The 24,702-nt window shown below is 43.3% G+C and carries 16 protein-coding genes; 12 read left to right on the top strand and 4 right to left on the bottom strand.

Features of this window, described 5'->3' with window-relative positions; genetic code table 11:
- Positions 1-86: 86 nt before the first annotated feature.
- Genes QFZ81_RS23160 through QFZ81_RS23140 form a run of 5 tightly spaced genes read left to right on the top strand, consistent with a single transcriptional unit; the run spans position 87 to position 5,679 of the window.
- A complete protein-coding gene (locus QFZ81_RS23160; RefSeq protein ID WP_307441104.1) occupies positions 87-992 on the top strand; it encodes an aldo/keto reductase in 906 nt (301 codons plus the stop codon).
- A gap of 16 nt (positions 993-1,008) precedes the next feature.
- On the top strand, positions 1,009-2,154 hold the full coding sequence (locus tag QFZ81_RS23155; RefSeq protein ID WP_307441106.1) for a glycoside hydrolase family 88 protein: 1,146 nt from the start codon (positions 1,009-1,011) through the stop codon (positions 2,152-2,154).
- Between the two features lie 14 nt (positions 2,155-2,168).
- Positions 2,169-4,103, top strand: coding sequence for a DUF8034 domain-containing protein (locus QFZ81_RS23150; protein ID WP_307604934.1), 1,935 nt, complete (start codon positions 2,169-2,171; stop codon positions 4,101-4,103).
- Between the two features lie 29 nt (positions 4,104-4,132).
- The gene (locus QFZ81_RS23145) at positions 4,133-5,011 is read left to right on the top strand and encodes an amidohydrolase family protein (RefSeq protein ID WP_307441108.1); all 879 of its coding nucleotides are present in this window, start codon (positions 4,133-4,135) and stop codon (positions 5,009-5,011) included.
- Complete coding sequence (locus QFZ81_RS23140; RefSeq protein WP_307604933.1) at positions 5,008-5,679, top strand: hypothetical protein; 672 nt, start codon at positions 5,008-5,010, stop codon at positions 5,677-5,679. The genes QFZ81_RS23145 and QFZ81_RS23140 overlap by 4 nt, the downstream gene beginning before the upstream one ends.
- Before the next feature lie 635 nt (positions 5,680-6,314).
- Here QFZ81_RS23140 and QFZ81_RS23135 read toward each other — a convergent pair.
- On the bottom strand, positions 6,315-7,892 hold the full coding sequence (locus tag QFZ81_RS23135; protein ID WP_307441110.1) for a HEAT repeat domain-containing protein: 1,578 nt from the start codon (positions 7,890-7,892) through the stop codon (positions 6,315-6,317).
- A 144-nt stretch (positions 7,893-8,036) separates the two neighbouring features.
- On the opposite strand from QFZ81_RS23135, the gene QFZ81_RS23130 reads away from it, so the two are divergent.
- Positions 8,037-8,909, top strand: a complete 873-nt coding sequence (locus QFZ81_RS23130; protein ID WP_307604931.1) for an AraC family transcriptional regulator — start codon at positions 8,037-8,039, stop codon at positions 8,907-8,909.
- A gap of 122 nt (positions 8,910-9,031) precedes the next feature.
- Here QFZ81_RS23130 and QFZ81_RS23125 read toward each other — a convergent pair whose 3' ends face one another.
- Genes QFZ81_RS23125 through QFZ81_RS23115 form a run of 3 tightly spaced genes read right to left on the bottom strand, consistent with a single transcriptional unit; the run spans position 9,032 to position 12,423 of the window.
- On the bottom strand, positions 9,032-10,837 hold the full coding sequence (locus QFZ81_RS23125) for a sensor histidine kinase (RefSeq protein WP_307604929.1): 1,806 nt from the start codon (positions 10,835-10,837) through the stop codon (positions 9,032-9,034).
- The gene (locus tag QFZ81_RS23120; RefSeq protein ID WP_307604927.1) at positions 10,821-11,315 is read right to left on the bottom strand and encodes a helix-turn-helix transcriptional regulator; all 495 of its coding nucleotides are present in this window, start codon (positions 11,313-11,315) and stop codon (positions 10,821-10,823) included. The genes QFZ81_RS23125 and QFZ81_RS23120 overlap by 17 nt, the downstream gene beginning before the upstream one ends.
- On the bottom strand, positions 11,296-12,423 hold the full coding sequence (locus QFZ81_RS23115) for a response regulator (protein WP_307604925.1): 1,128 nt from the start codon (positions 12,421-12,423) through the stop codon (positions 11,296-11,298). The genes QFZ81_RS23120 and QFZ81_RS23115 overlap by 20 nt, the downstream gene beginning before the upstream one ends.
- 228 nt (positions 12,424-12,651) lie before the next feature.
- Between QFZ81_RS23115 and QFZ81_RS23110 the strand changes: the two genes are divergently transcribed.
- From QFZ81_RS23110 to QFZ81_RS23085, 6 genes are all read left to right on the top strand, one after another.
- Complete coding sequence (locus tag QFZ81_RS23110) at positions 12,652-13,623, top strand: ABC transporter permease (protein WP_307441117.1); 972 nt, start codon at positions 12,652-12,654, stop codon at positions 13,621-13,623.
- A 36-nt stretch (positions 13,624-13,659) separates the two neighbouring features.
- Positions 13,660-14,556, top strand: coding sequence for a carbohydrate ABC transporter permease (locus QFZ81_RS23105; protein ID WP_307604923.1), 897 nt, complete (start codon positions 13,660-13,662; stop codon positions 14,554-14,556).
- A gap of 90 nt (positions 14,557-14,646) precedes the next feature.
- A complete protein-coding gene (locus QFZ81_RS23100) occupies positions 14,647-16,248 on the top strand; it encodes an ABC transporter substrate-binding protein (RefSeq protein ID WP_307604921.1) in 1,602 nt (533 codons plus the stop codon).
- Positions 16,249-16,449: 201 nt separating this feature from the next.
- Positions 16,450-18,915 (top strand): right-handed parallel beta-helix repeat-containing protein, encoded by a 2,466-nt coding sequence (locus QFZ81_RS23095; RefSeq protein ID WP_307604919.1) that lies wholly within the window; start codon positions 16,450-16,452, stop codon positions 18,913-18,915.
- On the top strand, positions 18,882-21,149 hold the full coding sequence (locus QFZ81_RS23090; RefSeq protein WP_307604917.1) for an OmpL47-type beta-barrel domain-containing protein: 2,268 nt from the start codon (positions 18,882-18,884) through the stop codon (positions 21,147-21,149). Before QFZ81_RS23095 ends, QFZ81_RS23090 begins: the two co-directional genes overlap by 34 nt.
- A 256-nt stretch (positions 21,150-21,405) precedes the next feature.
- The gene (locus QFZ81_RS23085) at positions 21,406-24,570 is read left to right on the top strand and encodes a right-handed parallel beta-helix repeat-containing protein (RefSeq protein WP_307604915.1); all 3,165 of its coding nucleotides are present in this window, start codon (positions 21,406-21,408) and stop codon (positions 24,568-24,570) included.
- Positions 24,571-24,702: the final 132 nt, after the last annotated feature.

Below are 24,702 nucleotides of genomic sequence, written 5' to 3'. Positions count from 1 at the left end.
TCGGTGTATTTCTGCAAAACTTGAAGGAGGCTAATTGAAGTATAATAACAGCATCAGTTAATAGAGACATTGAGGATGTGATCAAAGTGGAGTATACCACATTTGGCAAAACGGGAATTCGAGTTTCGAAGCTTGGACTTGGGGGTGCCCCACTTGGCGGGGATTACGGTCCGGTCACGGATGAGCAAGTAACAGAGGTGATCGATCGCGCTTTGGAACTCGGGATCAACTTTATCGATACAGCACCGTTATATGGAAGAGGAGAAAGCGAACGGCGAATTGGGAAGGCGCTGCAGGGCAAAAGAGAGAAGGTAGTCCTTGCGAGTAAAGCCGTGATGCGCGGTGTGCCGTATACTTACGACAATACGATTCGTTCTGTGGAGGACAGTCTTACACGCCTTGGGACTGATTATCTGGATCTTATCCAAATGCACGAACTTGATCAGACGAACATGGAAATGGGAATGAACGAAACGATTCCCGCCCTTCTCAAGCTGAAGGAGCAGGGTAAGGTTCGAGCCATTGGGGTCAACGCCTTTGATCCATCTTTACTGCTGCCCTTTATTCGGTCAGGACATATTGACTCCGTGCAAACGTTTTGTCGTTATATGCTTATTGACTATTCTGCCATGGATGAGTTGCTGCCGACTGCCCGAGAGCATGGCGTTTCTGTTATTAATGGGAGCGTTCTCGGAATGGGTCTTCTTGCAGATGCTCCAGCGCCATTTATGAAGCAGGATTCGCTCCTGTTTCAAGAAGCGCAGCGTCGAATCCAAGAGTTAGCCTTCCTTCGTAAGTCGGAGCCCAAAGGGTTGATTGAGCCTGCCATGCGGTTTAGCCTATCTAGCCCAGACATTACGGTGACCTTAACGGGAACGACTTCATTACGCTCGTTAGGCCTTAATGCCAGTTATTGCGATGGAGTTGGTTTGCCTCAAGATGAATTGGATCGGCTGCTTTCTTTATTTCCAGGTCAGCCATTAACATGGTAAAAGGGGATGTTGAACAATGTCTAGCGTAGAAGCAATTGTTGGAGCGGATGCATCGCGTGCACCGTGGGTAGAAGAGATTTGGCAACAAATTATAGGCAAAGTAGGACGAATGAGCGAGACCATTGGCGCTGATTTCCCATATATCTCATATAACAGAAAATATAATAGTGAAGAAGCCGATTGGTGGACGAATGGGTTCTGGCCAGGCCTGATGTGGCTGGTTTATCGCGAGTCCAAGGAAGTGGAGCTTAAAGAGACAGCAGATCAGATCGAAGCCTTGATGGACCCTGTACTTACCGACTTTTACCCGCTGCATCATGACGTAGGTTTTATGTGGAGCTTATCTTCCGTGGCGCAGTACAAGCTGCTTGGCAGTGAAATTTCGAAACGGCGTGCAATGACGGCAGCCAGTCATCTTCTTGGGCGTTTTAATGTGAAGGGCCAGTTCATTCGCGCCTGGAACCAGCCGGAGCGGGTTGGTTGGGCTATTATTGACTGCATGATGAATCTGCCGCTGCTTTATTGGGCAAGTGAGGAGTCGGGCGACCCTCGTTTCCGGCATGTGGCAGCTCTTCATGCGGACACGACTTTGCGTGAATTTCTTCGTCCGGATGGCTCGTCACACCATATTGTGTGCTTCGATCCTGAGACTGGAGAGAGACAAGAAGCGCTTGGCGGACAAGGCTATTCACCGGATTCAGCATGGTCTCGCGGAACCGCATGGGCGCTATACGGCATGGCACTTAGCGCTCGCTATACAGGAGATCAACGATATATCGATGCAGCCAAACGTGCCGCGCATTTTTTCCTAGCAAATGTTCCTGACGATGGTTTGCCTCCTTGGGATTTCCGAGCTCCTTGGGAAGAAGGAATGGCTATGGACTCTAGCGCTTCAGCCTGTGCAGCAAGCGGAATGCTGGAGTTGAGTTTGTTGGTACCTAAGGACGAGTCTGAGCTATATCGTAGTGCAGCCGAGAAACTGATTTTTAAATTAAATGAACGATATACGGCTTGGGATGATCCAAACGAGGAAGCAATTCTTAGGATGGGAACTGCCAATCGTCCTAAGAAAACGCACGTTAACGTACCGATGATCTATGGTGACTATTTCTTCGCTGAAGCGGTCTGCAAGCTGCGCGGCGTACATGATACATTCTGGTAGGAGGAATCACACCAATGAGACAAACAAACAGATCCAATTCCACAACCGGTACCATCTATTCGCGTGATTCGTGGACAGCACCAACTTGGGCGCTCATGGAGCGGGAGTTAATAGATACATTGAACGAGGCAGCGGTTGAGTATGTACGTCGCTATACACGGGAAGACGGGACGATCGTTTGGCGAAGCGATTGGCCGGGGATGGACGGATCGGACGATCCATACGAAGCTTTCATGAATTTATCTTTGCTGTATGTGCTGGGAGGGAACGAAGAAATTCAGCGCTTGTCCCGTCTCATGTTTGATGCCATTACTTGGCAATGGACGGAATACGGTCAAATTCATAATGAATTCGATGCTTACTATGACTGGATGCATCATGGCGAAGGCTATTTATATTTCTATTTCCTTGGTTTGTCTGATCCGCAATCGCTGAAGAATCATCAGCGTGCCGTTAAGTTTGCTGAGCTCTACACGGGTAATAATCCAGAGGTGCCAAATTATGATGCGAATCTTAAGTTGATGCGTTCGCCTATTACCGGCAGCAAGGGACCGCGCTTCCAGATGACAGAAGAGGATTGGGTAACACATCGAGGGGTGCTGGACGATTACTTGGCTCCGTTCGAGGATGTTCCTGGTGTGGACTTTGCAAGCGGTAAGTGCAAGTGGTCAGACGATGCCATTTACAGTGAAATTATAAGCAGAATGAATGAGAGGAAAGCGAAGGGAGACGTACCCCTTAATTTGAATGCCACCGGGCTAATGACCAATGCTTACATGTACACGGGCGATGAAACTTATCGCCAGTGGGTTTTGGACTATTTGGACGCCTGGGCAGAGCGGACACAGCGGAACGGGGGGCTTATTCCCGACAACGTTGGATTAAGCGATACCATTGGTGAGTACAACGATGGTAAATGGTGGGGCGGTTACTACGGCTATCGTTGGCCGCATGGATTCATGTCCATTATTGAACCTCTGACGAATGCATGCATGAACGCTGTACTCCTGTCGGGCGATCGAAGTAAGCTGGATTTAGCACGCTCGCAATTGGACCGCAATTGGGAGCTCGGTAAGGAAGTGAATGGGAAGTGGCTTGTTCCGAATAAGCATTTTGACTCGGGTTGGACCGACTATCGTATCCAGGTTCCTACATATCCAATCTATTTATGGTCGGTATCGATGGCTGAGGAAGATGCGGCGCGTGTGGATCGGATTCCCTATGAAGACCACTTCCGATCTATCGATATGCCCACCATTTCTGGCAGAAATGGTGTAACCCGCAAGGAAACAAAGCATTATATTGCTAATACAGTACCATGGTACTTATATATGCGAGGGCAGTTCCCTGACTACCCAGAGCGCATTCTGCAGCAAAATCTAGAGCTAATCTCTATCCAATTAGAGAAGCTTCGATCTCCTGAAGGTGATCCAACCAGCTGGGATTGGGATCATCCCTACAGCATCCATCAGTGGCAGGAATTTTCCCCTGTTTATTTTGAAGGATTGCTGCAAATGATGTTAGGTGCTCCCATGCACATTTCCCACGGAGGACTTCAGCATGCTAGAGTACGCTATTACGATGCGGTCCGTAAGCGTTGTGGTCTTCCTGAGGATGTTAGCGCTTTAGTTGAGGCTATCGGCGACGAGTTTGTTACATTAACGCTTGTGAACCTTTCCGCGTTCGAGGAGCGCGAGCTGATCGTACAAGCGGGCAGCTTCGGTGAACATCAGTTTATTTATATGGAGAGTTTTAATCAAAGTGGTCGGAAAGTTGGAGAGAGAGAGCTCGATGGTAAATGGCTGCCAGTCACCCTTGCATCTGGGGCAGGAATTCAGTTGAAACTGCATATGAAACGCTATGTGAATCAGCCGACCTATGAAACGCCTTGGAGTATGGAAGCGGAAGGTGCGACTGCGAAGCTTATTCGAGGCCGTAACCAAGCATAGCGAGTCATAATGAGGAGAGAATGTAATCCATGACATCTAATCGTCAATCTTCTACTGGAGATGGAGTTTCCTATCTCGACAGCCATGTCCACTTCTGGAAGCTGGAGCGTGGAGATTATCATTGGCTTAAGCCCAGTAATCCGGTTCTGTACCAGAATTATTTGCCATCTGAATTGCTTGCAATTGAGGCTGCTGATGCTGTGCATGGGTTTATCGCCGTACAGGCGGCACCGACAGTAGCTGAGACGGAATTTCTGCTTGAGCTGGCAGGTAAAGATAAGCGAATCCTCGGTGTCGTAGGTTGGCTTAATCCGTTCGCGGATTCATTCGTTGACGACTATAAACGTTTACGTAACAACCAGCAATTCGTTGGGATTAGGTTGGACCGTTCCGTCTTCGAGCCGAGTACAGAAGTTCCGGATCGTTTGCTAGAGCATCTTCGTCTGTTAGAGGAGGATGGTTTTCCAATCGATCTGCTTATCGGTCCGGATAATATGCCAACTGTACTTCAATGTCTTAGGTGCGTACCTCACTTGAAGGCCGTTATTAACCATCTAGGCGGCCCGCCTATTCGTACGGGTGAATTAGAGCTTTGGTCGGCATACATTACCGAGTTTTCTGCATTCCCTAACGTGTATTGCAAATGGTCAGGCATGATCACACCGGCTGGTGGTATGAATCCCCAACTATTAAGACCGTATATTCGTCACACTGCTGAACGATTTGGTCCGAACCGTATCATGTTCGGCAGTGATTGGCCTGTAGCCTTAATGGCGGGCTCATATTACGATGTTGTTCAATTATTCGAGCAGCTGCTGCCTGAGCAGTGGAACGTCAAGGAGCGTGCATGCGTGCGCTTTCACAATGCTAGGGCATTTTATTTTGGGGCGGGGGATATCGAAGCATGATACATAGGCTCCTCTTCTACTCCCAACTTCGCAAAGTAATGGTAAGCGGATTCCAGCAAATTGTTAAAGAAGATGCAAATGCACTGCGTGAAGAATGGGCAGCAATAGGTCTAACGAATGTTTCTGTTTTCTCTTGCGTTCAGTATGTTTGCGTATATGCCGAAGTATTAGGCGGTCCGAATGTTCCAGTCTGGGATTGGCCGATGTCTTTCGACCAATACCTAGAGAGGTGGCCAACTGAACCTAATGATGGCGACAGTTCTAGTGAGACGTTATACAGACTGGCGATCCCAATGATAGACGTTTTTCACGACGGGGTGCTGGAAGACACGGATTCTTGGTACGGCAGCCGGTCAGTCGAGAAGCGAGTTGGCTCAATTGCCAGATTGAAACCGGATATGACATCGAGCTATATCTATTATCATTATCAAAAGCAAGAAGAGTCCCCTGACAGCTTTAATCAAACCTATATGATCGGTTCTTTTGGTAGGTTATTATTTTCCTATCATGAATTACCTGCTAGGGTCAGCACTATAAAACGTCAAGGCTTGTTGACCACGAAGCAGTCTCCGGACAATTGGCACGAGGTCATGTTTCCTCATTTTGAGCCATGGGAAGAAGCCCGGGAAGGGCAGCAGCTGTGGCGTAAAATGGAGCGAATGATGTGATTTTAGCTTGGGGGATGGATAGGGGGCTTTTCCAAAAAGCCCTATTGGGAATATTCAGCCCCCAGTTTGAGAATTTCGAGGGCTGAATGCTACTTCCATTGGATTAAATCCAGTGAAAGTAGGGAATTGACAGCCTGAAAGCTGTTAATATTGGAATATTGAGACTGTCGATTGATTCAATATGTCTCTCACAACTGGTATTCAAATCTCCAAAATTTGATTTTAGAGTCATTCAGCTTCCGTGAGGGCAAATGGGCTATAGTGGCTGCCAATGTTGCATTTTATACAATAATTTCCGCACCCAAAGGCTATTTTGCAACTTGAAGTTGCAGTTTGCTCCAACATTTTGAGCCCTTTTGTTGCGAAATGGCCTGTATAGAACCAAATTGTTGTATATTCTACAACAAAAAAGGGAAAAAGGCGAGATTTAGGTAGCAATTGTTGCACTTAATACAACATCATTCAACGGCGAATAGGGATTCATTCATCAATTCTATTGGAAAATTTCCAATGGAAGTATTTATTTCATGCTGAAACGATTCGAATGTTCCATAATGTCAAAGGGCTGTCCTCAAGTAGATTTTACCTACTTATAGGACAGCCCTGCTTTCATTTTTGAATTAGTAATCGTGTCCTTAAAAAGTACTGACTTTACTTGTATCCGGACACCAGCGGGAAGTGCGGTAATATCGAATCAAGATATCAACAGCTTCGTCCGTTCTCAGATGGGTGAGAGCTTCCGCTGCATAAGCTCTAACGTAACGGTCCTTGCTGTAAAGCGCTTGCTCTAAGGAGTGGACAGCATCTTTCACGTCACCAGTCTTACCTGTGCGCAGCAGTGAAAGTGCCGCAGTATATCCGACCTTATTGGTAATGTATGGCTGATTGCTTACATACGACTTTTTCGAATCCGTATAATTAGATTCTGTAGCATCTTCAGTTTCACAAAGTAGAGAATCCTTTAATACTTTTGCTAATGCCGAAACAACCTGTTCACCAGCATTCTTGAGCATACCTAATGATTCAACCGCATTTCGGCGAACCCATTCGCTCTGATCCTGCAAGCTTGTGATAAGTGAGGGCACAACTTCACCTTCGGAAGATCCTATCATCCCGAGTACGAAAACCGCCAACGCTCTGCGCTTCTCATCCTCATGCTTCATAACACGGAGAAGCTCGGGAATCGCCTCAATGCCAGCACCTTGCAATCCGTATGCGGCCCGTTCCGCTGTCAGGTTCGACCCCTCCGTTATTTGCTTGATCAGCATTTCGATCCCTTGAGTTCCAAGTTGTCCAAGCGCATAGGCTGCATTCAAAGCGGTCGTTTCCACCGGATCGTTTAATAGAAGCGCTAGCGAGGGAGCGCAAGAAGCCGCTTCTGCTCCGATGCATCCCAATTCGTCAGCCGCCCGCCCGCGATCGACCGCACTCTCAGGCTCAAGCTCTTGCCGTAATGCCAACAATCGCTCCTTGGTCGTTGTCGTGCCAACCTGCTTTGCCTTAGGTTCTCCGCGGAGCCAATCCCATACGTCTTGCCATAAATTCATATGGATAGCGGGCGTTCCTGCCGGTACAATCATCTCCCTACTTTGATGATTCCAGCTCGGAAACTCCGGTGCGCTCAATCTGAGAAATTGAAACTTAAGCATATAACGATCTAGTTCTGATACATTTAGCGAAGCTCTATGCCACAAGTCGAAATGCACGAGTACCATAGTACCCGCCCTGCCTGTGGGCAGCAGCGTCTCACATTGGTCGCCGAGAAATTTTTCGTAGTATTGAGTGCCTGGCATGATCGCAGTAGGTCCTAAATCTTCAGTTATATCATGGGTGTAATAGAAAATCATCGCCCACCACGGTCGATGACTGCGCATGGAAGACCAATAGCCGTCTTTGTGCCATTTTCCGCCACCCGGCGTCTGATTTCCCGGTTGGTTGTAATGACAGTGGCGATGTGGATGCATGTAATAGTCTGAACCAAGTACACTGCTTAAGGCTCCCTTGACGATCGACGTATCGAACAGCTGCTGAATGTCCGGAACACGGGGCAGAATGTTGTTGCCGGGGTTGCCTTCATTATGCATAACATGATTGATCTGGTTCATGATGCTCAAATGAAGTTGATGAGGCATGTCGTTCTGAAGTACAAGATATCCTTTGGTAATAAATTGCATCATTTGCTCATCTGTCAACAAATACTTGGTATCTAACATGTTAAATCCTCCTTAGAAATCTTCGTCCTTACTTAGAAATACTACAGTATTCGGTTTATTTTGTATTTGCAAAATCGTCAATTATTTGTACAATCGTCATATCAATTACAATTTAATTTTTTTTGAATAAGGTGGTGATCATGGATGGATTTCGCCGACTTACATCCTTATGTGTACTATGCAACCCGGTACCCATTCTCCAAAGGACAGGCTAGCAACAATCGGATCTGTTATGCCGCCTCCCTATATTTGATCAGTGAGGGAAGAGGTGTCATTCACACCAATGGTCGCACGTATGAAACGGTAGCCGGTTCTCTCGTGTACATACCAGCAGGGCAGCCCCATCATTGGGTTGCCGACAGCCAAGACCCGATGGTCCACATCTGCTGTTATTTCGATTGGTCGTACATAGATCGTCGGGCCGAGTTCACCCACCCGAGCATGATCTGCTATGATGCAGCCACTCTGGTTCCTACCCTGATCGGACCTGCATTTCCTTATTCATTACCCGAGCATGTGAAAGTGGAGAAGCTGCGGCTATGGATGGATTTCTTCGAGAAGTTTTATACCGAAAATCACTATACTAACCAGCGGACGTACGTTCGCAGCCTAAAGGTCCAGAGCAGCTTCCAGCAGTTTATCGAGTTTTTTCTAACTTTTGCCCTGAAAGAAGAGCATATCCCCAATCTCCGCATGTCTAAGCTGCTCGAACGATTGGATCAGGATCTGGTACAAGGCAACCTGCAGCCTTTGGAAATTTATTACAAAGAGTTACGCATAAGTCGGGGTTACTTCTTTGATTTGTTCAAAGATGCAACCGGATTGCCACCAACTCAGTATGTCATCCAATTCAGGATCAATCGGGCGAAGGACGACCTCCTCTTTACGAATCTGAACATCACCGAGATCGCGGACAAGCACGGATTTTCTTCTTTGCATTATTTTTCGAAGCTATTCCGCAAGATAAACGGTCTATCACCTCGGGAGTTCCGAGAAGAGAACAGAGACGGTCTATGAAGAAAGAAGACGAAAAAAAGCACGAGAAGAGCAGCAGCTGTGGCGTAAAATGGAGTGAATAATGTGACAACAGCCGATAATGAGTCATGCGACTCTTTATCGGCTGTTGCCATTTCTGCGACTTACACAATTTCGTGTAGGTCTTTTTTTTCAGGAATAACAATGAACACCGCCGTGCCCCTGTGCAGATTTCTTGTAATGAATACCCCGAATTCATCGCCAAATATTAATTTGATACGTTGGTTTAAGTTTTTTAACCCAATATGCTTTTCCTCTAAATTAACCCCGCTAGCCATGCTTTGTTGAAGCTTCTTAAGCTGAGCGTCAGGCATCCCTATGCCATTATCGGAAACGGTGATCACAATGCCATCCGATGTGCGCAGCCCCGTAATGATAATCTGTCCTGGGTTTCTAGTGGGAATAATTCCGTGCTGGAAAGCATTTTCCAATAAGGGCTGAATGGAAATCTTTAAGATGTGGCAAGTAAGAAGACTTTCTTGGATTTGCCATACAACATCGAATTTGTTCGGATACCTGGCCTGCATGATCTCCACATATTGTTTGGCATGCTGCACTTCATCCCGAATATCGGTTAAAGGATTGTCTGTATCTAGACTGCGGCGTAATAGATCAGAGAGCGCTGTAACCATATGAGACACGGGATTGTGTCCTTTCGTTAACTCGATCGCCAGATATTTAATGGTTTCCAAGGTGTTGTATAAGAAATGTGGTGTAGTCTGATTCTGTAAGGCGATTGTTTGCGCTTTTCGTAAGGAGTGCATACGCAGCTGCAGCTCTTGTTCTAAACCTTTCTTCGCATCAAGGGTTCGGAAGATCGAATTGGTGATCGTTCTTACCTCATTCCATTTGCTCTTCTCGCTGGAGATCATCAAAGGCTCTAGTTTTTCCTGGTCTTCAATCATGGACATAATCTGATTAACTGGTGAGAACGTCTTAATGGAGATCAATAGGGATACAATTAAGACAATGATCGTACCAACGCCAAAAAACACATACAAAAATGCACGGAGATCTTTCATTTTTTGCTCGTAATTGATTAACGGTAATAGCGAAATATAAGTTAGCCCTTTATCCCCTGAGGGGAGCACAGAATGAATGTATTTTTGTCCATGAATGGTTTTAATAGAAGAATGAGGCTCCTTGTTATCTGCAAGAACATCTGCACCATTCAGAAGGTCAATGTCTTGTATATTGGACATGAACTCATTGCGATTAAGGCTGTACAAAACTACGTCGCCGTTGACGATGTACGTATTTTCGAATTGTTCACTTGTTTGATTTAAAAATTTACTAAGCTCTTCGAGATCAATATTTGCTGTAACTGCACCAATTTTATCCTCGTAGAGATAGGCTGGGCGCGTAATGGAGATATAGAACGGATAAGTATCGTTCCGTTTACGAAGATCAAGGTAGGATAAATTACTATCCATTTTTTGATAAACAGAGCTGTACCAGCTCTTGTCATCGAACTCTTCTAAAGAAGAGTTTGATCGATTAGAAAGCATGTAATTATTTTTATCGGAAAAGACATATAGGGAATCTATATACTTAAAGGAACGTGTATACATCGAGATTTTATCGCGAATAGTTTGCATTTTAGCAGGGTTGGAATTGATGAAATCAGATAACATGAATGATCCGACATCATCTTGATAAATCATCTCTAGCGAAACACGGTCCATTTGTTTGAAAATATTATCGATACTATCCTTCACGCGGTAAAGGGAGTTCATATTAATGCTGCTAACCTCAGTTTCAATGGCTTTGTTCATCTGAAGATACATAACGACACTTAACCCTGTGAAAGGAACGATAACCAGCAGGAAAATCAGGATTAAGCTCTTGATAAAGAGACTCTGAAACTTGTACAACCGGACGGCTTGAATTAAATTACGGTTTGTTTTCATGTTCAGCACCTTTGGGAAGCAGGCTTTGTTGACGAATATAATCCTTAGGACTGACGCCTGTCGTTTGTTTAAACAATCGGGTAAAGTACTTGCTATTGAGATAACCTACTTTTTCTGTAATCTCATGAATTTTATATTGGCGAGATTCCAATAATTCAATCGCTTTCTGAATGCGCAATTGGGTTAAATAATCAATATAATTGATTCCCAAGGCTTGTTTGAAAATTCGACTAAAGTAAATGTGATTTAAGAAAACATGATTAGCAACCTCTTCCAGCGATAAATCCCGATGATAGTTAGATAGGATATACTTCTGCGCAGCTTCGACGATCAGCTTTGCATTGGTCTCTTTGGAAGTCATATTGAGAACCATAAGATCGCTAATGTACTGCTTGGCCCACTTACGTATATCCTCCAACTCATTAATCTCAATGACAGCATGGTAATTGTGTGCGGTTTCATGAGGTGCTTTTTCCAACCAAGCCCCGATCAGAGTAATTGCGAAATACCATGGCAAATAGGTCCATAATCAACCGATGAACAAAAGAAACAGGCAAATCACGAAACTCGTCAAGGAATCGATCAAGTAAACTCATCGTTTCTTCCGTTTGACCGTCTGTTACATTCGCTATAAATATCTTGTACTTCTCGAGAAGCTTCTCATATTCCATTGGCTCCAGTCGATCTTTACCACGGGTCTCTTCATAAACCAGCTTCAAGGGTACGCTAAACCGGGCTAATTCAATAAGGCTATCGAATGTCGCTGTCAAGTGATACCGAATCGCGATATCAAAGTTATTTCGAATTTGGGAAATAATTTCATTTAACTCCACATTTAACTGCTCGCGAAGCGCGTCTTGGTTTAATGAATGGTTGGGAAAGGCAATTAGTTTCAGACCATGATAATCATTAAACACAGCTTTATATAGGAAATTGGCGTTCTCAGCATGGAAAATACTTTTTAAAGAATAGATTAGTTTTTCTCGTTTAATGGAAAGCTTCACTGGCTCATACAGCTCCAATTCAAACAAAGCGCAGGGGCAATAGGTTGGATCTAAAGAAAGGGATAACAAGTTTATTCGTTTATGAAGCTCTTCCGAATTCCTCAATGCCCCCATAACCAGGTCTGTATAAAATTGCTCTTTCAATAAAGGAAGAATTTCATGAAAGCGAACAGATTGCTGGTGTTGAATCATATGATTACTTTTCTGTTTGTCCAGCTTTTGTTTCAAGCCTTGGAAGACTTCCGTTATTTCATCATATTTGGTCGGCTTTAACAAGTAATTCTCCACATTATAAGTAATGGCTTGTTGGGCATATTCGAAATCTTTATATCCACTAATGATAATGACACGAATGTGGGGGAATTGCTCGTAAATGTGCTTGGCCAACATGAGACCATTGATTTCGGCCATTCGAATATCGGTTAACACGATGTCAACCTCATGGGTTTGTAAGTAGGCAATGGCTTCTTTCCCATCCTCGAAATCAGCGACGATTTGAAATCCAAGTGATTCCCAATCAAGGAAGTACTTCAGTCCCCTTCGCACAATCTCTTCGTCGTCAACCAGAACTAGCTTGTACATGGAACTCCATCCTCTCGATGTTCTCACCCAATTATAGCTCAAAGCTATAGGATTATTGGAGCCTTTCTTAAGTGGGATAGCATTATTGGTTGAAAAAAGTTACTTTAATTGCTTTTAGTGTCCTCAATTTGTCGAATTACACAACTTTGTATCCGTATCTTTAATTTGGCTACCTATTCAATTATTCCCTTGTTTCGTAAAATTAAATTAAGCAAAGGGGGAAGCAGTATGAGAGAAGTAGTTATTAAAAATCCAGAAAAAACAAAATTGTTCTCTAAGTCTTTTGGAAAAAATTCAATTAAAAGAGCATTTAAAGAGAATATAGCATTATTAGCCCTAACCTTACCGGCTATCCTATATTTCATCATCTTTCACTATACGCCGATGTTTGGTGTCATTCTTGCATTTAAAGACTATAAGTATAGCGAAGGCATACTGGGAAGCCAATGGATCGGGTTTAAAAATTTCGAATACTTCTTTACATCTTTGGATGCTTGGAGAATTACAAGAAATACAGTAAGTTATGGTGCTGTCTTTATCGTATTGGGTAATATAGCAGCCGTCACAATTGCACTCTTACTGTTTGAAGTTCGTGGGAAATTGGCATTGAAATTCTATCAAACCTCGATGATAATGCCGCGCTTTCTATCATGGGTTCTTGTTGGGTATATGACTTATGCGATATTTAGTCCCACATTAGGTTATTTTAATCAATTGCTCGGATTCTTCGGCTTTGAGTCTATAAACGTGTACTCCAATTCTAAGTACTGGCCTTACATTATCGTCTGTGTCGAAATTTGGAAGCATATTGGATTAAGCTCCATCATCTATTACGCAGCCCTAATGAGCGTTGATCCGGAATTGTTTGAAGCTGCTAAAATTGATGGTGCAGGAAAATTGAGACAAATATTCGCTATTTCACTTCCATCGCTTACACCTGTACTTACTATCATTATTATTCTGGCTATTGGTAATATTTTCAGAGGAGATTTTGGCTTATTTTATCAAATACCAAGAGATATCGGCGTGTTGTATCCAACAACGGATGTTATCGACACTTACGTATATCGTGGATTACGTGCAGGAGACTTTGGCATTTCAGCTGCTGTTGGATTATTTCAATCAGTGGTCGGACTTATACTGATCCTCATCAGTAATTGGATAGTAACCAAAGTTAGACCGGAAAATGCTTTATTCTAATTTTGCAAAAAAGAGTAAGAAGGAGGCGGTTGAAGAATGCGTAAGTTCTTCACTACTAATATAGGCAATAAGTTAATTCATTTGTTTTTGATACTATTCAGTTTAGCGTTTATCATTCCCTTTCTTCTAGTCATAGCAGTGTCATTTTCCAATGAGGAAGCGGTGTTGCAGTACGGCTTTAAGTTAATTCCTATAAAGTGGGATCTTACGGCTTATGGTCTAATATTCGGAAAACCTGAGCAAATCCTGTATGCCTACCTAACCACATCTGTTCAGGCAGTAGGAGGCATGGTTTGTGGATTGATTGTCATGTCCACTTGCGCTTATGCGCTGTCACGTAGGAATTTTAAGCTTCGCAGGCCGATTGTCATGTTTATTTTCTTCACTTTGTTATTCGGTGGCGGACTTATTCCAAGCTATATTCTCATAACACAGTATCTTCATATAAATAATACGATTTTAGTGTATATTCTCCCGACTCTTGCCAATGCTTTCTATATCATTATTTTACGTACATTTTTTCAAGGCTTACCAGATGCGCTAATTGAATCGGCCAAAATGGATGGTGCCAGTGAATTCCGAGTCTATTGGCAAATTATTCTTCCGCTGTCTAAACCAGCACTTGCAACCATCGGTTTGTTCGTTCTGCTCGACAGATGGAATGATTGGTTTACTTCCTTAATTTATATTCGCGATGCTAGGCTGTACACGCTGCAGTTTCTGTTGCAAAGAATCTTACTGGAAATAGATTTTCTTAAAAATGCTTATACGTACAACTTGCCTGCTGATATGGATGTAAATCTATATAAGCTGCCTTCTGAAACTCTTCGGTTTGCTATGGCGATCGTCGCGGCAGGACCTCTTCTTATTGTTTTTCCGTTCTTCCAAAAATATTTTTCAAAAGGACTTACGGTTGGTGCAGTAAAAGGATAATTACCTGTTTATACCAGTTTCGGAACTATTGCCTAGTTCCGAAACTGTATAATATAATATTCAAGCAGATTGAAAGGGGAAAAAAGAAAAATGAAAACGCTTAAAAGTGTGTTCAGCAAAACGATTATTCTAAGTATGGCTACAGCGTTAATCTTATCCGCTTGTGGTAAAACAGAATCACCCAAACCAAGCACAAGCACTGATGTAAAAGCTACAGCAACAACGGAAACAGCAAAGCCAGTTACACTGAAGTTTGTAACGATGGGTCCAGGAAAGCAAGCAGATTCTCAAGAAGTTTGGGATGAGTTTAATAAGAAATTGGCAACGTTATTACCTAATACAAAGGTAGAATTCGAAGCAGTACTGAGTACTGAATTTGCTAACAAGTGGAAATTAATGGCAGCATCTTCAGAGCCGATTGACATTGCATGGACAGGCTACTTATTGGATTATCCAGGTGAAGTCAACAAAGGATCTTATGTAGAGTTGGATGCATTAGTTGATAAATACGCGCCTGAAATCAAGAAAGAAGTTCCAGCTTGGGTATTGGATCGCGCTCGCGTTAACGGAAAATTGTATGCGATTCCAGGCTATCAACAAGCTGTAGATAGCCGTCCAACCATGCGTGTACCAAAAGAGTTTATTGATAAAGGATACATTGATCCGAAAGTAGCGCAAGATACCTTCTACAAGTATGGCCCAGTATCCAAGGAGTCATTTGCTGTTATCGAAGGCTACCTGGAGAAATTGAAGGCGAACAACCAATTACGCAAAGGGTTTAGTCCGAATGTACTTTGGTCTATGTATAACCACAATTTTATTACTACATTGCCTAACTATATTTTAACTGGTGATTATAAAGACCCGAAAAGCTTAAAGGTTGTCAATCAGTTCGAAACTGACAAAGAGCAATTGTTTATCAAAACAATGACGGATTGGTATGCCAAAGGTTACATCCGCAAAGATATTTTGAGCTTGCAAAATCAACGTCAAGATGAAGGCAAGCCGGACGGAAACATTGCTTGGTTCCACTCCATGATTGGTAGCATTGAAGATCAATCGAAGGCGGAAAGCACAAGATGGGGATTCCCAGTTCAGGTAATTCCAATGGAAGAGAAGTATGTCATTTCCGCGTTATCTGATGCTACTAACCTTGCCATTAGCAGAACATCCAAAAATCCAGAACGCGCTATGCAGCTTCTTAATTTATTAAATACTGCGAAGGGCAAAGATTTGTATAACCTGCTTGTTTGGGGGATCGAAGGCAAGCATTATAAGAAAATTTCCGACAATAAAATTGAAACAATCGGTTACCAAGGTTCAGGTACTGCGGACGCTAAATATGGCGCATTTAAATATGCTCTAGGGAATACGGCAAATAGTTTCGAAACTCAGGCCGATCCAACCAATTTCACGCAAATTTGGAAGGATACAAATGCTGGCGCAGTCGTTTCTCCATTACTTGGTTTTAAACCTAATCTTGATCCAATTAAAACAGATCTTGCACAGGTTCAGGCAGTTGTTAAAGAGTACGCAGGTGCTCCTTCAGCGCTTATCCTAGAATCAGGAGCAGTTCCTGACTCAGATGCCAAGTATAAGGAATTTATGGACAAAATGAAAAAAGCAGGTTCAGACAAAGTAACAGCTGAACTTCAAAAACAAGTTGATGAATTCTTGAAAACTAAAAAATAATTCGAAGTAAAGTCTTTTAAAGAAAGAAGCCATTGCTTGCTATCAAAACAAGCAATGACTTCTTTTTATATATGTCTATTAAATAAATTATTCCCCCAAATATACTGATTAAATGATGGATATAGGGAATTAAGCACGGCAGGATCGTGATTTTTTTAAGAATATGATAACGCTTACAAAGTGCTAACAGGAGGTAAAACTATGCTTAAGGCAAGTGAAACTAAGACTTACAAGTGGATTGCACTGGTATTAGCGTTGCTAATGATTTGCACACCAGTTTTATCGATACCGTCAAAAACTTTTGCATCGACGGCTACAAACATCTATGTTGATGGTACACACGGAAACGACTCTAACGATGGGAAGTCCGCATTGACAGCTTTTAAGACGATCCAAAAAGCTGCCGATATTGCGGTTTCTGGCGACATAGTCAAAATTATGGCCGGTGTTTACCATGAAACAGTCATACCTAAAAGTGATGGGGTGACGTTTCAGAACTACAATGGTAACAAAGTTACCTTGTCCGGAGGTGATTTGGTCACTGGATGGACGCCCACAGCAACAAATGCTGCCATCTATTCGGCACCTATGGGTTGGGATTACAATAACGGTTATGGCAATATTGTCTATTATACGGATGCCAGTGGGAATACCACATCGTTGAGTCCGGCAAGATGGCCTAACATCCCGGACAGTAAGATGTTTGACAAGACAAAGTACGCAAAATATACATCAAATCCTAGCAGTCCTGTTGCAACAAACGGAGGAGCTAATTTACAATTTAACAGCGTTGCGGTTAGTAGCTCGTACACCGTGCCAACTACAATAGCAAATGATTTGCAAGGGGCTTTGCTTGTTTCCTCGGTAAATAATGGATTCGCGGTATACACCGGAAAGATTACGGGTAACACCGGAAATACCTTGCAGGTTGAGTGGCCTTACACTGCTTCCGGTTACTATCCACAAAGCGGCAATCCAGGTTTTGGTTTTTATATCACTAACTCTTATAATGCATTGATTCATGATGTGGCAAATCCGGTAAGTGACGTACCTACAGCAGTATGGTACAAGGATGTTGAAAACCAAACTTTGTATGTATCTGTACCAGGTGGAGCGGATCCAAATACTGGGACTATTGAGGCGAAGAGCAGAGAGTATGTTTTTAACTTATCCGGTCGTACAGGTATTACCATCAGTGGAATTAATGTACGTGCTGCCGGTATCAACTTTGCGAATTCCAGCTCCAACACATTCAAGGGCGCTACCATTGAAATGGTCGATTCCACTAATCAACCTTTTGCTGCTAATACAACTTTGGGTGGTTTTGTTTCTGGCTTTACATTGGATGGCGACCACAACACTGTTCGCGATTGTGAAATTAAAAATATGTATGGATTTGGGATCATTGTCAAAGGCCATGATAACAATGTGATTAATAATGACATTCACGATTTTAATCGTTATGGACTTTATGCCGACGGTATAAACGTTAATGGCTACAATCATCTGATTAGTCATAACAGTGTGTACAACGGAGGACGTGCTGCCATTGGCGGTTTTTTCAGAAGTTCAATATTCGAGTACAATGACATACATGATTGTATGAAGATTTCCTATGACGGCGGTGTGTTTTACGTCTCAAACAGCGATTTTGGTAGCTCGGAGATCCACCACAATACCGTGCATGATACTGCAGGTGAAGGCATTTATTTCGATAATGTGTCCTTCAATGCCGCGGTTTATAACAACATCGTTTATAACGTTAGCGTGGGTTTCCTAATCAACACCCCCAATGAACGTATGATATTGTTAAATAATACGGTATACAATTGCCCTACTAGTCTTAGCAGCTGGGGTGCTGCCTACGATGGAACAGGCTCTTTCGGAACCACGGTCGTCGGCAATATTTTTGCGGCAAATACTTACAACTCTCAGACCTCAGGTGGCTCCTTTGAACAATTTAATACCATAGGTACTAGTGCAGCTCTTGCTCCTATATTTGTAAATGCTGCTGGCAACAATTTTGCTTTGCAGAACCCGAACAACTACCGTAGTGTTGCGTTACCCGGTGTTACTGACGGATTCACTTCCACTTACCCTGTCATGGGCGCTATTCAGCCCGGAGTGACATGGAAAGCTGGAAGCGACTTAGCCAATGCTGCCAATATCAATCCAACTTTCCAGCTTCATAATATTCCTTACAAGCAATTGCTTGTAAATGGCGGTTTCCCTACTGGTGATATGAGTGGTTGGACTACCACCGGCTCTCCTCAAATCGTAACACAAAACGGATGGGATTTTAGAACCAGCGGTTTAATAAGAGATGGTTCTTATGGTGTTGTCCTGAACGATGGCGATAAGATTTCCCAGACGGTTACAGGGCTGAAACCAAACACCACTTATAACGTTAGTGTTTGGGGTAAGGTAATGGGACAACAGGTTGTGGCAAGCACCATGGATACCGCCGCAAGCACACCTGTTACTAATACGAAATACCGTTCAATGAATAGTTACATCATTCCGGGAACGACGACTACCCTAAAATTCAATCAAATTAATTTTTTGGGTCTCCTGCGCTGTACAACTCAGTGTACTTTGGTACAGTCGCTAATTCCAGTACCGGTACAATTAAAATGTATATTGATAGCCCTACTACGGGTACTCTAGTTGCCACGGACGCAATGAACTTAGACACAGCGCAAAATGGTCAATGGTTCTATAGAAAAAGTATACCGCTTTCTTCGGTAGCAGGGACGCATGACGTTTATTTGGTATTTTCTAACACCAATCCAGCGACGGCTATCACTTGTTATTTCGGTGACTTTACATTATTTAATTCTAACCCTAATCCTGCTACGGACAGCCTTGTATTGGGAGCTAGCGGATTTGATGATAGTGGTACTCCAAAGACATTAAGTAAAAGTACCATAAATGCTGGCAATAACGTTGTCGGTGCAGGAAGTCGTCCTGACAATTTTTCCTTTACAACAGGGCAAAACAGTACCAGTGCTACCATATATGCAACTAAAACAGGTGGCGGCGGATTGAGAGGTTATGTGGATGAGTTTGGTTTGGCAGAGAATACGACCCCTGCTCCTGTTTATCAATCCTTAAACGCATTTGAGGGCTTTGAAAACGGATTGGATAACTGGGTAGCATCAGGAGGTTCTAAATCGACCTCTACAGCAGTTAAGCATTCTGACAGCAACAGCTATATCGTCAATGAAGATGTTGATAACATGACTCAAATTTTCAATACTAGCTATAATAAAGTGGTTACGATGTGGTTTTATGACAATCTCAACAAGACGAACATGCAAACGGCAGCGTTTGTAGATGATGGTGTAACGAATCGGGCGATCATGGTCAATACCCCAACTTCGACAACGAAATATTCATTGCGACTTGGTGGTGCAATTACGGCCACAACCGTAAATAGAAGTCTAGGCTGGCATGAGTTCAAGTGGGACTATACCTCAGGTACGAAACTTGATATGTATATCGATGGCATATTAATAACACCGCAGGCAGGCGTAACTGGTCTGACTAGTTTCAACAAGATAAGGATTGGAGATTTTTGGTCTGGAAATCCGAACACCGTGTATTTTGATGATATCAGTATCAAAGATGCCAATATTAAGCCTGTAGGCGTAAACTCGGAATTGACGACTCCGCAAAATAGTGCTATTAGCGGCACTTTATCTGCAAGCGATGCAAATGGAGATCCGTTGACTTACAGCATCGTAAGCAATGGCACACTAGGAACGGCAGTGATTACGAATCCGTCAACTGGAGCGTTTACGTATACGCCAAACGCTGGTGTGATCGGCACTGATACATTTAGTTTTATCGCAAACGATGGTTTTGTTAATTCAGATGTCGCCACAGTGACAGTTCGCATTTTGGATATTATTCCTCCTGTGACGACGGATGACGGGCAGAGCGGTTGGCATCATGATGCACAAACGATCCTGTTATCGGCAGCGGATGAAGGTAGTGGGGTTGCGAAAACCTTGTACAGCCTAAACGGTAGTCCGTTTGCAGAAGGAAATACAGTTCAAATTGATGAAGAAGGCGTGAATGAGCTCAAATACTATAGCATCGATGCTGCAGGCAATCCGGAACCTGAGAAAACAACAATAATTAAAATCGATAGGAGTGGACCTGTCATTACAGCAGCAGTGACAGCGGCACAACCTGACGGTGAAAACGGGTGGTATGTACACGAGGTGACAGTAAGCATCGCAGCGGAAGATCATTTGTCAGGCGTAGCCAAAACGGAATACAGCGTTGACGGAGGGGCTAACTGGCAAACTTACCAGTCACCGGTAACCATAAATCAAGACGGCAGCTTTAACTTTATGTATCGATCAGTTGACAGCGTGGGGAACATGGAAACAGCACTGAACATCGCGATCAACTTAGATACACATTCGCCGAATATTACCATTTCTTCACCTGCTAATGGCAACAGCTACAGCGATTCTGGTGATCTAACGCTGCAATATAACGTTACCGATGAATTGTCTGGCGTGGATAACAGTAAGACAATCTTTACGCTGGATGGCCAGACTGTGCAAGCGACAACGATTCCACTTTATTCGTTAGCGCTTGGCACACATACGATTACACTAACGTCGGATGACCTGGCTGGGAATACGCAAAGTGTGATGTTGACATTCGAGAACGTCACCAATGTAGATTCCTTAAAAGCATTGGTAACTCGCTTCAGCGGTAACAACTGGATCGATAATGGAGGAATTACCAATAGCTTACTGAAAAAATTGGAAAAAGGTAACTTGAACAGCTTCATAAATGAAGTAGAGGCGCAAAATGGCATTCATATTTCAAATGAAGCGGCAGCCTATTTGCTTAGAGATGCAAATTTTCTGCTAAAATAGTAACTCAATAGCTTTCAGTAGCAGAAGCCTATGGCTTTTGCTTTTTCTAGTTTTTGTTGGTGTCATATTTATTGTCGAGAAAATCAATTTAATGTCCATATCTTTATTTTGTCTCCCTATTCATATAGACCACTGTTTCATAAAATTAAAGATATATATGAAGCGATAGGAGGGAACTTAAGCACGGCTGTATTTGAAACTAAGCAAAAAAGGAATTGCTACTATTTAGTTTGTTAGTAACTAAGGAGGATTGACAATGACATCCACGTTAGTACAAAACTTTCGGCTCAAAAAGAAAGCGGTTACAAGAATGGTGGGATTGGTTAGTTTAATTTGTTTGATCATCTGTTCCTTGTTCGTCGGTTTAGCTCCGATTCAAACAGCACACGCTGCTGTGCAAGATACGTTCTATGTTTCAACAATAGGCAACGACATAACAGGTGACGGATCATCTGGGAACCCTTGGGCAACTATTGAGAAAGCCCGAGATTATATCCGCACAAACAGTCTGAATACGAACATGACGGGCGATATTGTCGTGAACGTAGCTGCAGGGGACTATTATGTCTCCAGTACGATTCAATTCACAGATGCAGATTCCGGTTCAAACGGGTTCAACATCATCTACAAAAATAAAGATGCGGTAGGCAGCGCCCAGTTCATCGGAGGTCAACCTATAACAGGCTGGTCGCAGCATTCAGGCAACATCTATAAAGCCTATGTGGGAACAGGCTGGAGGTTCGACACCCTATACGAGAATGGCACAAGAGCAATAAAAGCACGTTACCCCAATTACACCCCCGATGCTAACTATATCACTGCGAAAGCACCATATCTTTATAGTGAAAATAGCAATTCCTTTACGGTTCTACAGTATAAAGCAGGAGACCTTGATCCAACAGGCTGGGATTTGACAGATGCACAGTTGTTCGTCTGGTCACTTGGTCCTGCTGCATGGTTCACAGACGCGGTTCCAATCAGTTCCATCAACACCTCGACTAGACAAATTTCATTATCTCAATCCACTCGCTATTTGAATAGAGCCAACTCGAGATATGTGATCCAGGGAGCTCTGGCTCTTCTTGATCAGCCCGGTGAGTTCCATCTGGATACGACGTCCGGTTATTTATACTATTGGTCAAAAGACGGATCCATCACGCAGCAAACCATCATCGCACCTAAAGTAAAGAGCATCATTTCCCTTCAAGGCGCTTCGGAAAGCAGTCGTGTTCATCACGTTCAATTGGATGGCCTAAGCTTCCAGGACACCGATTTTACGGACTGGTACAGACATGCTTGGCCACATGACGGCGATTCTGGAGAAGGCCACACGTTTCCGCAGTATGACAGGCAGATGACGATGCCGCAACACCGTACAGGGATGCTGCTATTGCAAAATACCGACCATATCGCGATTACCAACTCGCACTTCTCTAATTCCGGTTATTCGGCTGTATACATGCTGTTTTACAACCAGAATAACACCGTCAGTGGAAACTTAATCGAGCATGCCGGTCATTCGGGCGTTATTCTTGAAGGTAAGTACCCGGGTGAAGGCGATGTAAGCAAAAATAACCTTATAACGAACAATGTCATTCATGATGTAGGTGAATTGGTCGGTAATGGTAGTGGCGTATATTTGATGAACAGCGGAAGTAACGAGGTTTCTTACAGTGAAATCTACAATTCTCCCCGTTATGCAGTTGCCTTTGACACTTATGTGGGCATCGCCACAACAAATATTTATTTAAAAAACAATGTGATGAAATATTTAAAGATTTCTAACACAAATCAAGACAGTGGAGACACGGCTTCCATCTATTCCTGGGGTCGTAGTGCAGCTGCTAACACAGTGAATCAAGTGATCATTGATCATGTGTATGCTCATCCATCCATGCAAGATATTGCCCCGAACGGCATCTTTATGGACAATGAAACTTCAGGTCAAGTATTCAGTAATATTAAAATAAGCAATACCCAGGGAGCGCCTTACCGTTTGAACTCCTCAAGCGGTCATACGCTTACCAATGTAAGCTGGCAAGCAGGATTTAATGATTCTCTAATGGATTATGCGAATATTGGCATTAAAGCAGACTTCCCTTATCCAGTCACACCTGTCGGTTTGACGACTTCATTCTCAGGATCCCAAGTTAACTTGTCCTGGCAAAATGTGATTAATGCCGCGAATTACGATGTATGGCGTTCAACTGTGCAAGGCGGTCCATACACAACGGCTGTGTGTAGCGCAGTAACATCGACCACCTGCAGTGACACAACAGGTACTCCGGGAACCACTTATTATTACGTGGTGAAGTCCAGAACTTCGGCTAGTTTGATCAGTGGGAATTCGAATGAAGCTGCTCAGTTGTACAACGACTTAATCTTTGACGGATTTGAAAGTGGATTAACGAATTGGAATACGAATAAAGGAACAGCGTCTATTAGTACCGCACAAGCTCATGCCGGCAGCTACAGCTATGTTATCAATGAAGACACAGATGTGATTTCGCATTCGTTCAGCACTACCAATAACAAAATCGTATCGCTGTGGGTTTATGATGATGCCAGTGACACGTCCATGCAAACGATGGCCAAGGTGGATAACACTATTTGGAGCGACGGTACGGGGTGGAGAGGTTTAGGCGTGAATACACCAACTTCCACAACCAAATATGTAACACGAGTGGGCGGTACGTATACCGCAACGTCTGTTACTAGATCTACTGGGTGGCATGAACTCAAGTGGGATTACACGTCGGGAACGAAAGTGGATATGTATGTCGATGGCGTACTTGTTTCATCACCTACTGGAGTGACTAACTTCAATCAAATCTCCATGGGTGACTGGTGGTCTAGCAACACAGGTACGGTTTATTTTGACGATATTAGCATCACCAATCCATTTGTTGAAGGGTTTGAAAGTGGTTTTGGAAACTGGTCGAGTGCCAAAGGAACGGGCTCGGCAAGCACAACCCAGGCTCATTCCGGAAGTAATAGCTATGTAATTAATCAAGACGAGGATGTCATATCGCATACCTTTAGTACAAGTGATAATAAAGTCATATCCCTTTGGTTCAATGATGCTGCTGCTGATATGTCCATGCAAACAATGGCCAAAGTGGATAATACGATTTGGAGTGATGGCACGCAGTGGAGGGGTCTAGGAGTCAATACCCCAACATCGACCACCAAATACGTGACGCGTGTTGGCAGCACTTATACGGCGACTTCCGTAACTCGAACAACAGGATGGCATGAATTGAAATGGGACTACACTTCGGGAACGAAAGTAGATATGTTCGTCGATGGCGTACTTGTTTCATCACCTACTGGAGTGACTAATTTCAATCAAATCTCCATGGGTGATTGGTGGTCAGGTAATACAGGAACAGTTTATTTTGATGATGTGAACGTGCAGTAATTCATGCTTTCATCCCGATGAATAAGAGAATAATCTGAATTTGACAATAAAAATAACCATTCAGCTACTGCTGAATGGTTATTTTTATTGTCAAATTGGGTATGCTGAATGAATTATGGCTGCACTTCTTTC

The organism is Paenibacillus sp. V4I9 (assembly GCF_030817295.1).
Lineage (GTDB): Bacteria > Bacillota > Bacilli > Paenibacillales > NBRC-103111 > Paenibacillus_E.
Note: the sequence above shows the minus strand (reverse complement) of the source record. Positions and strands in the feature narration are given on the sequence as shown.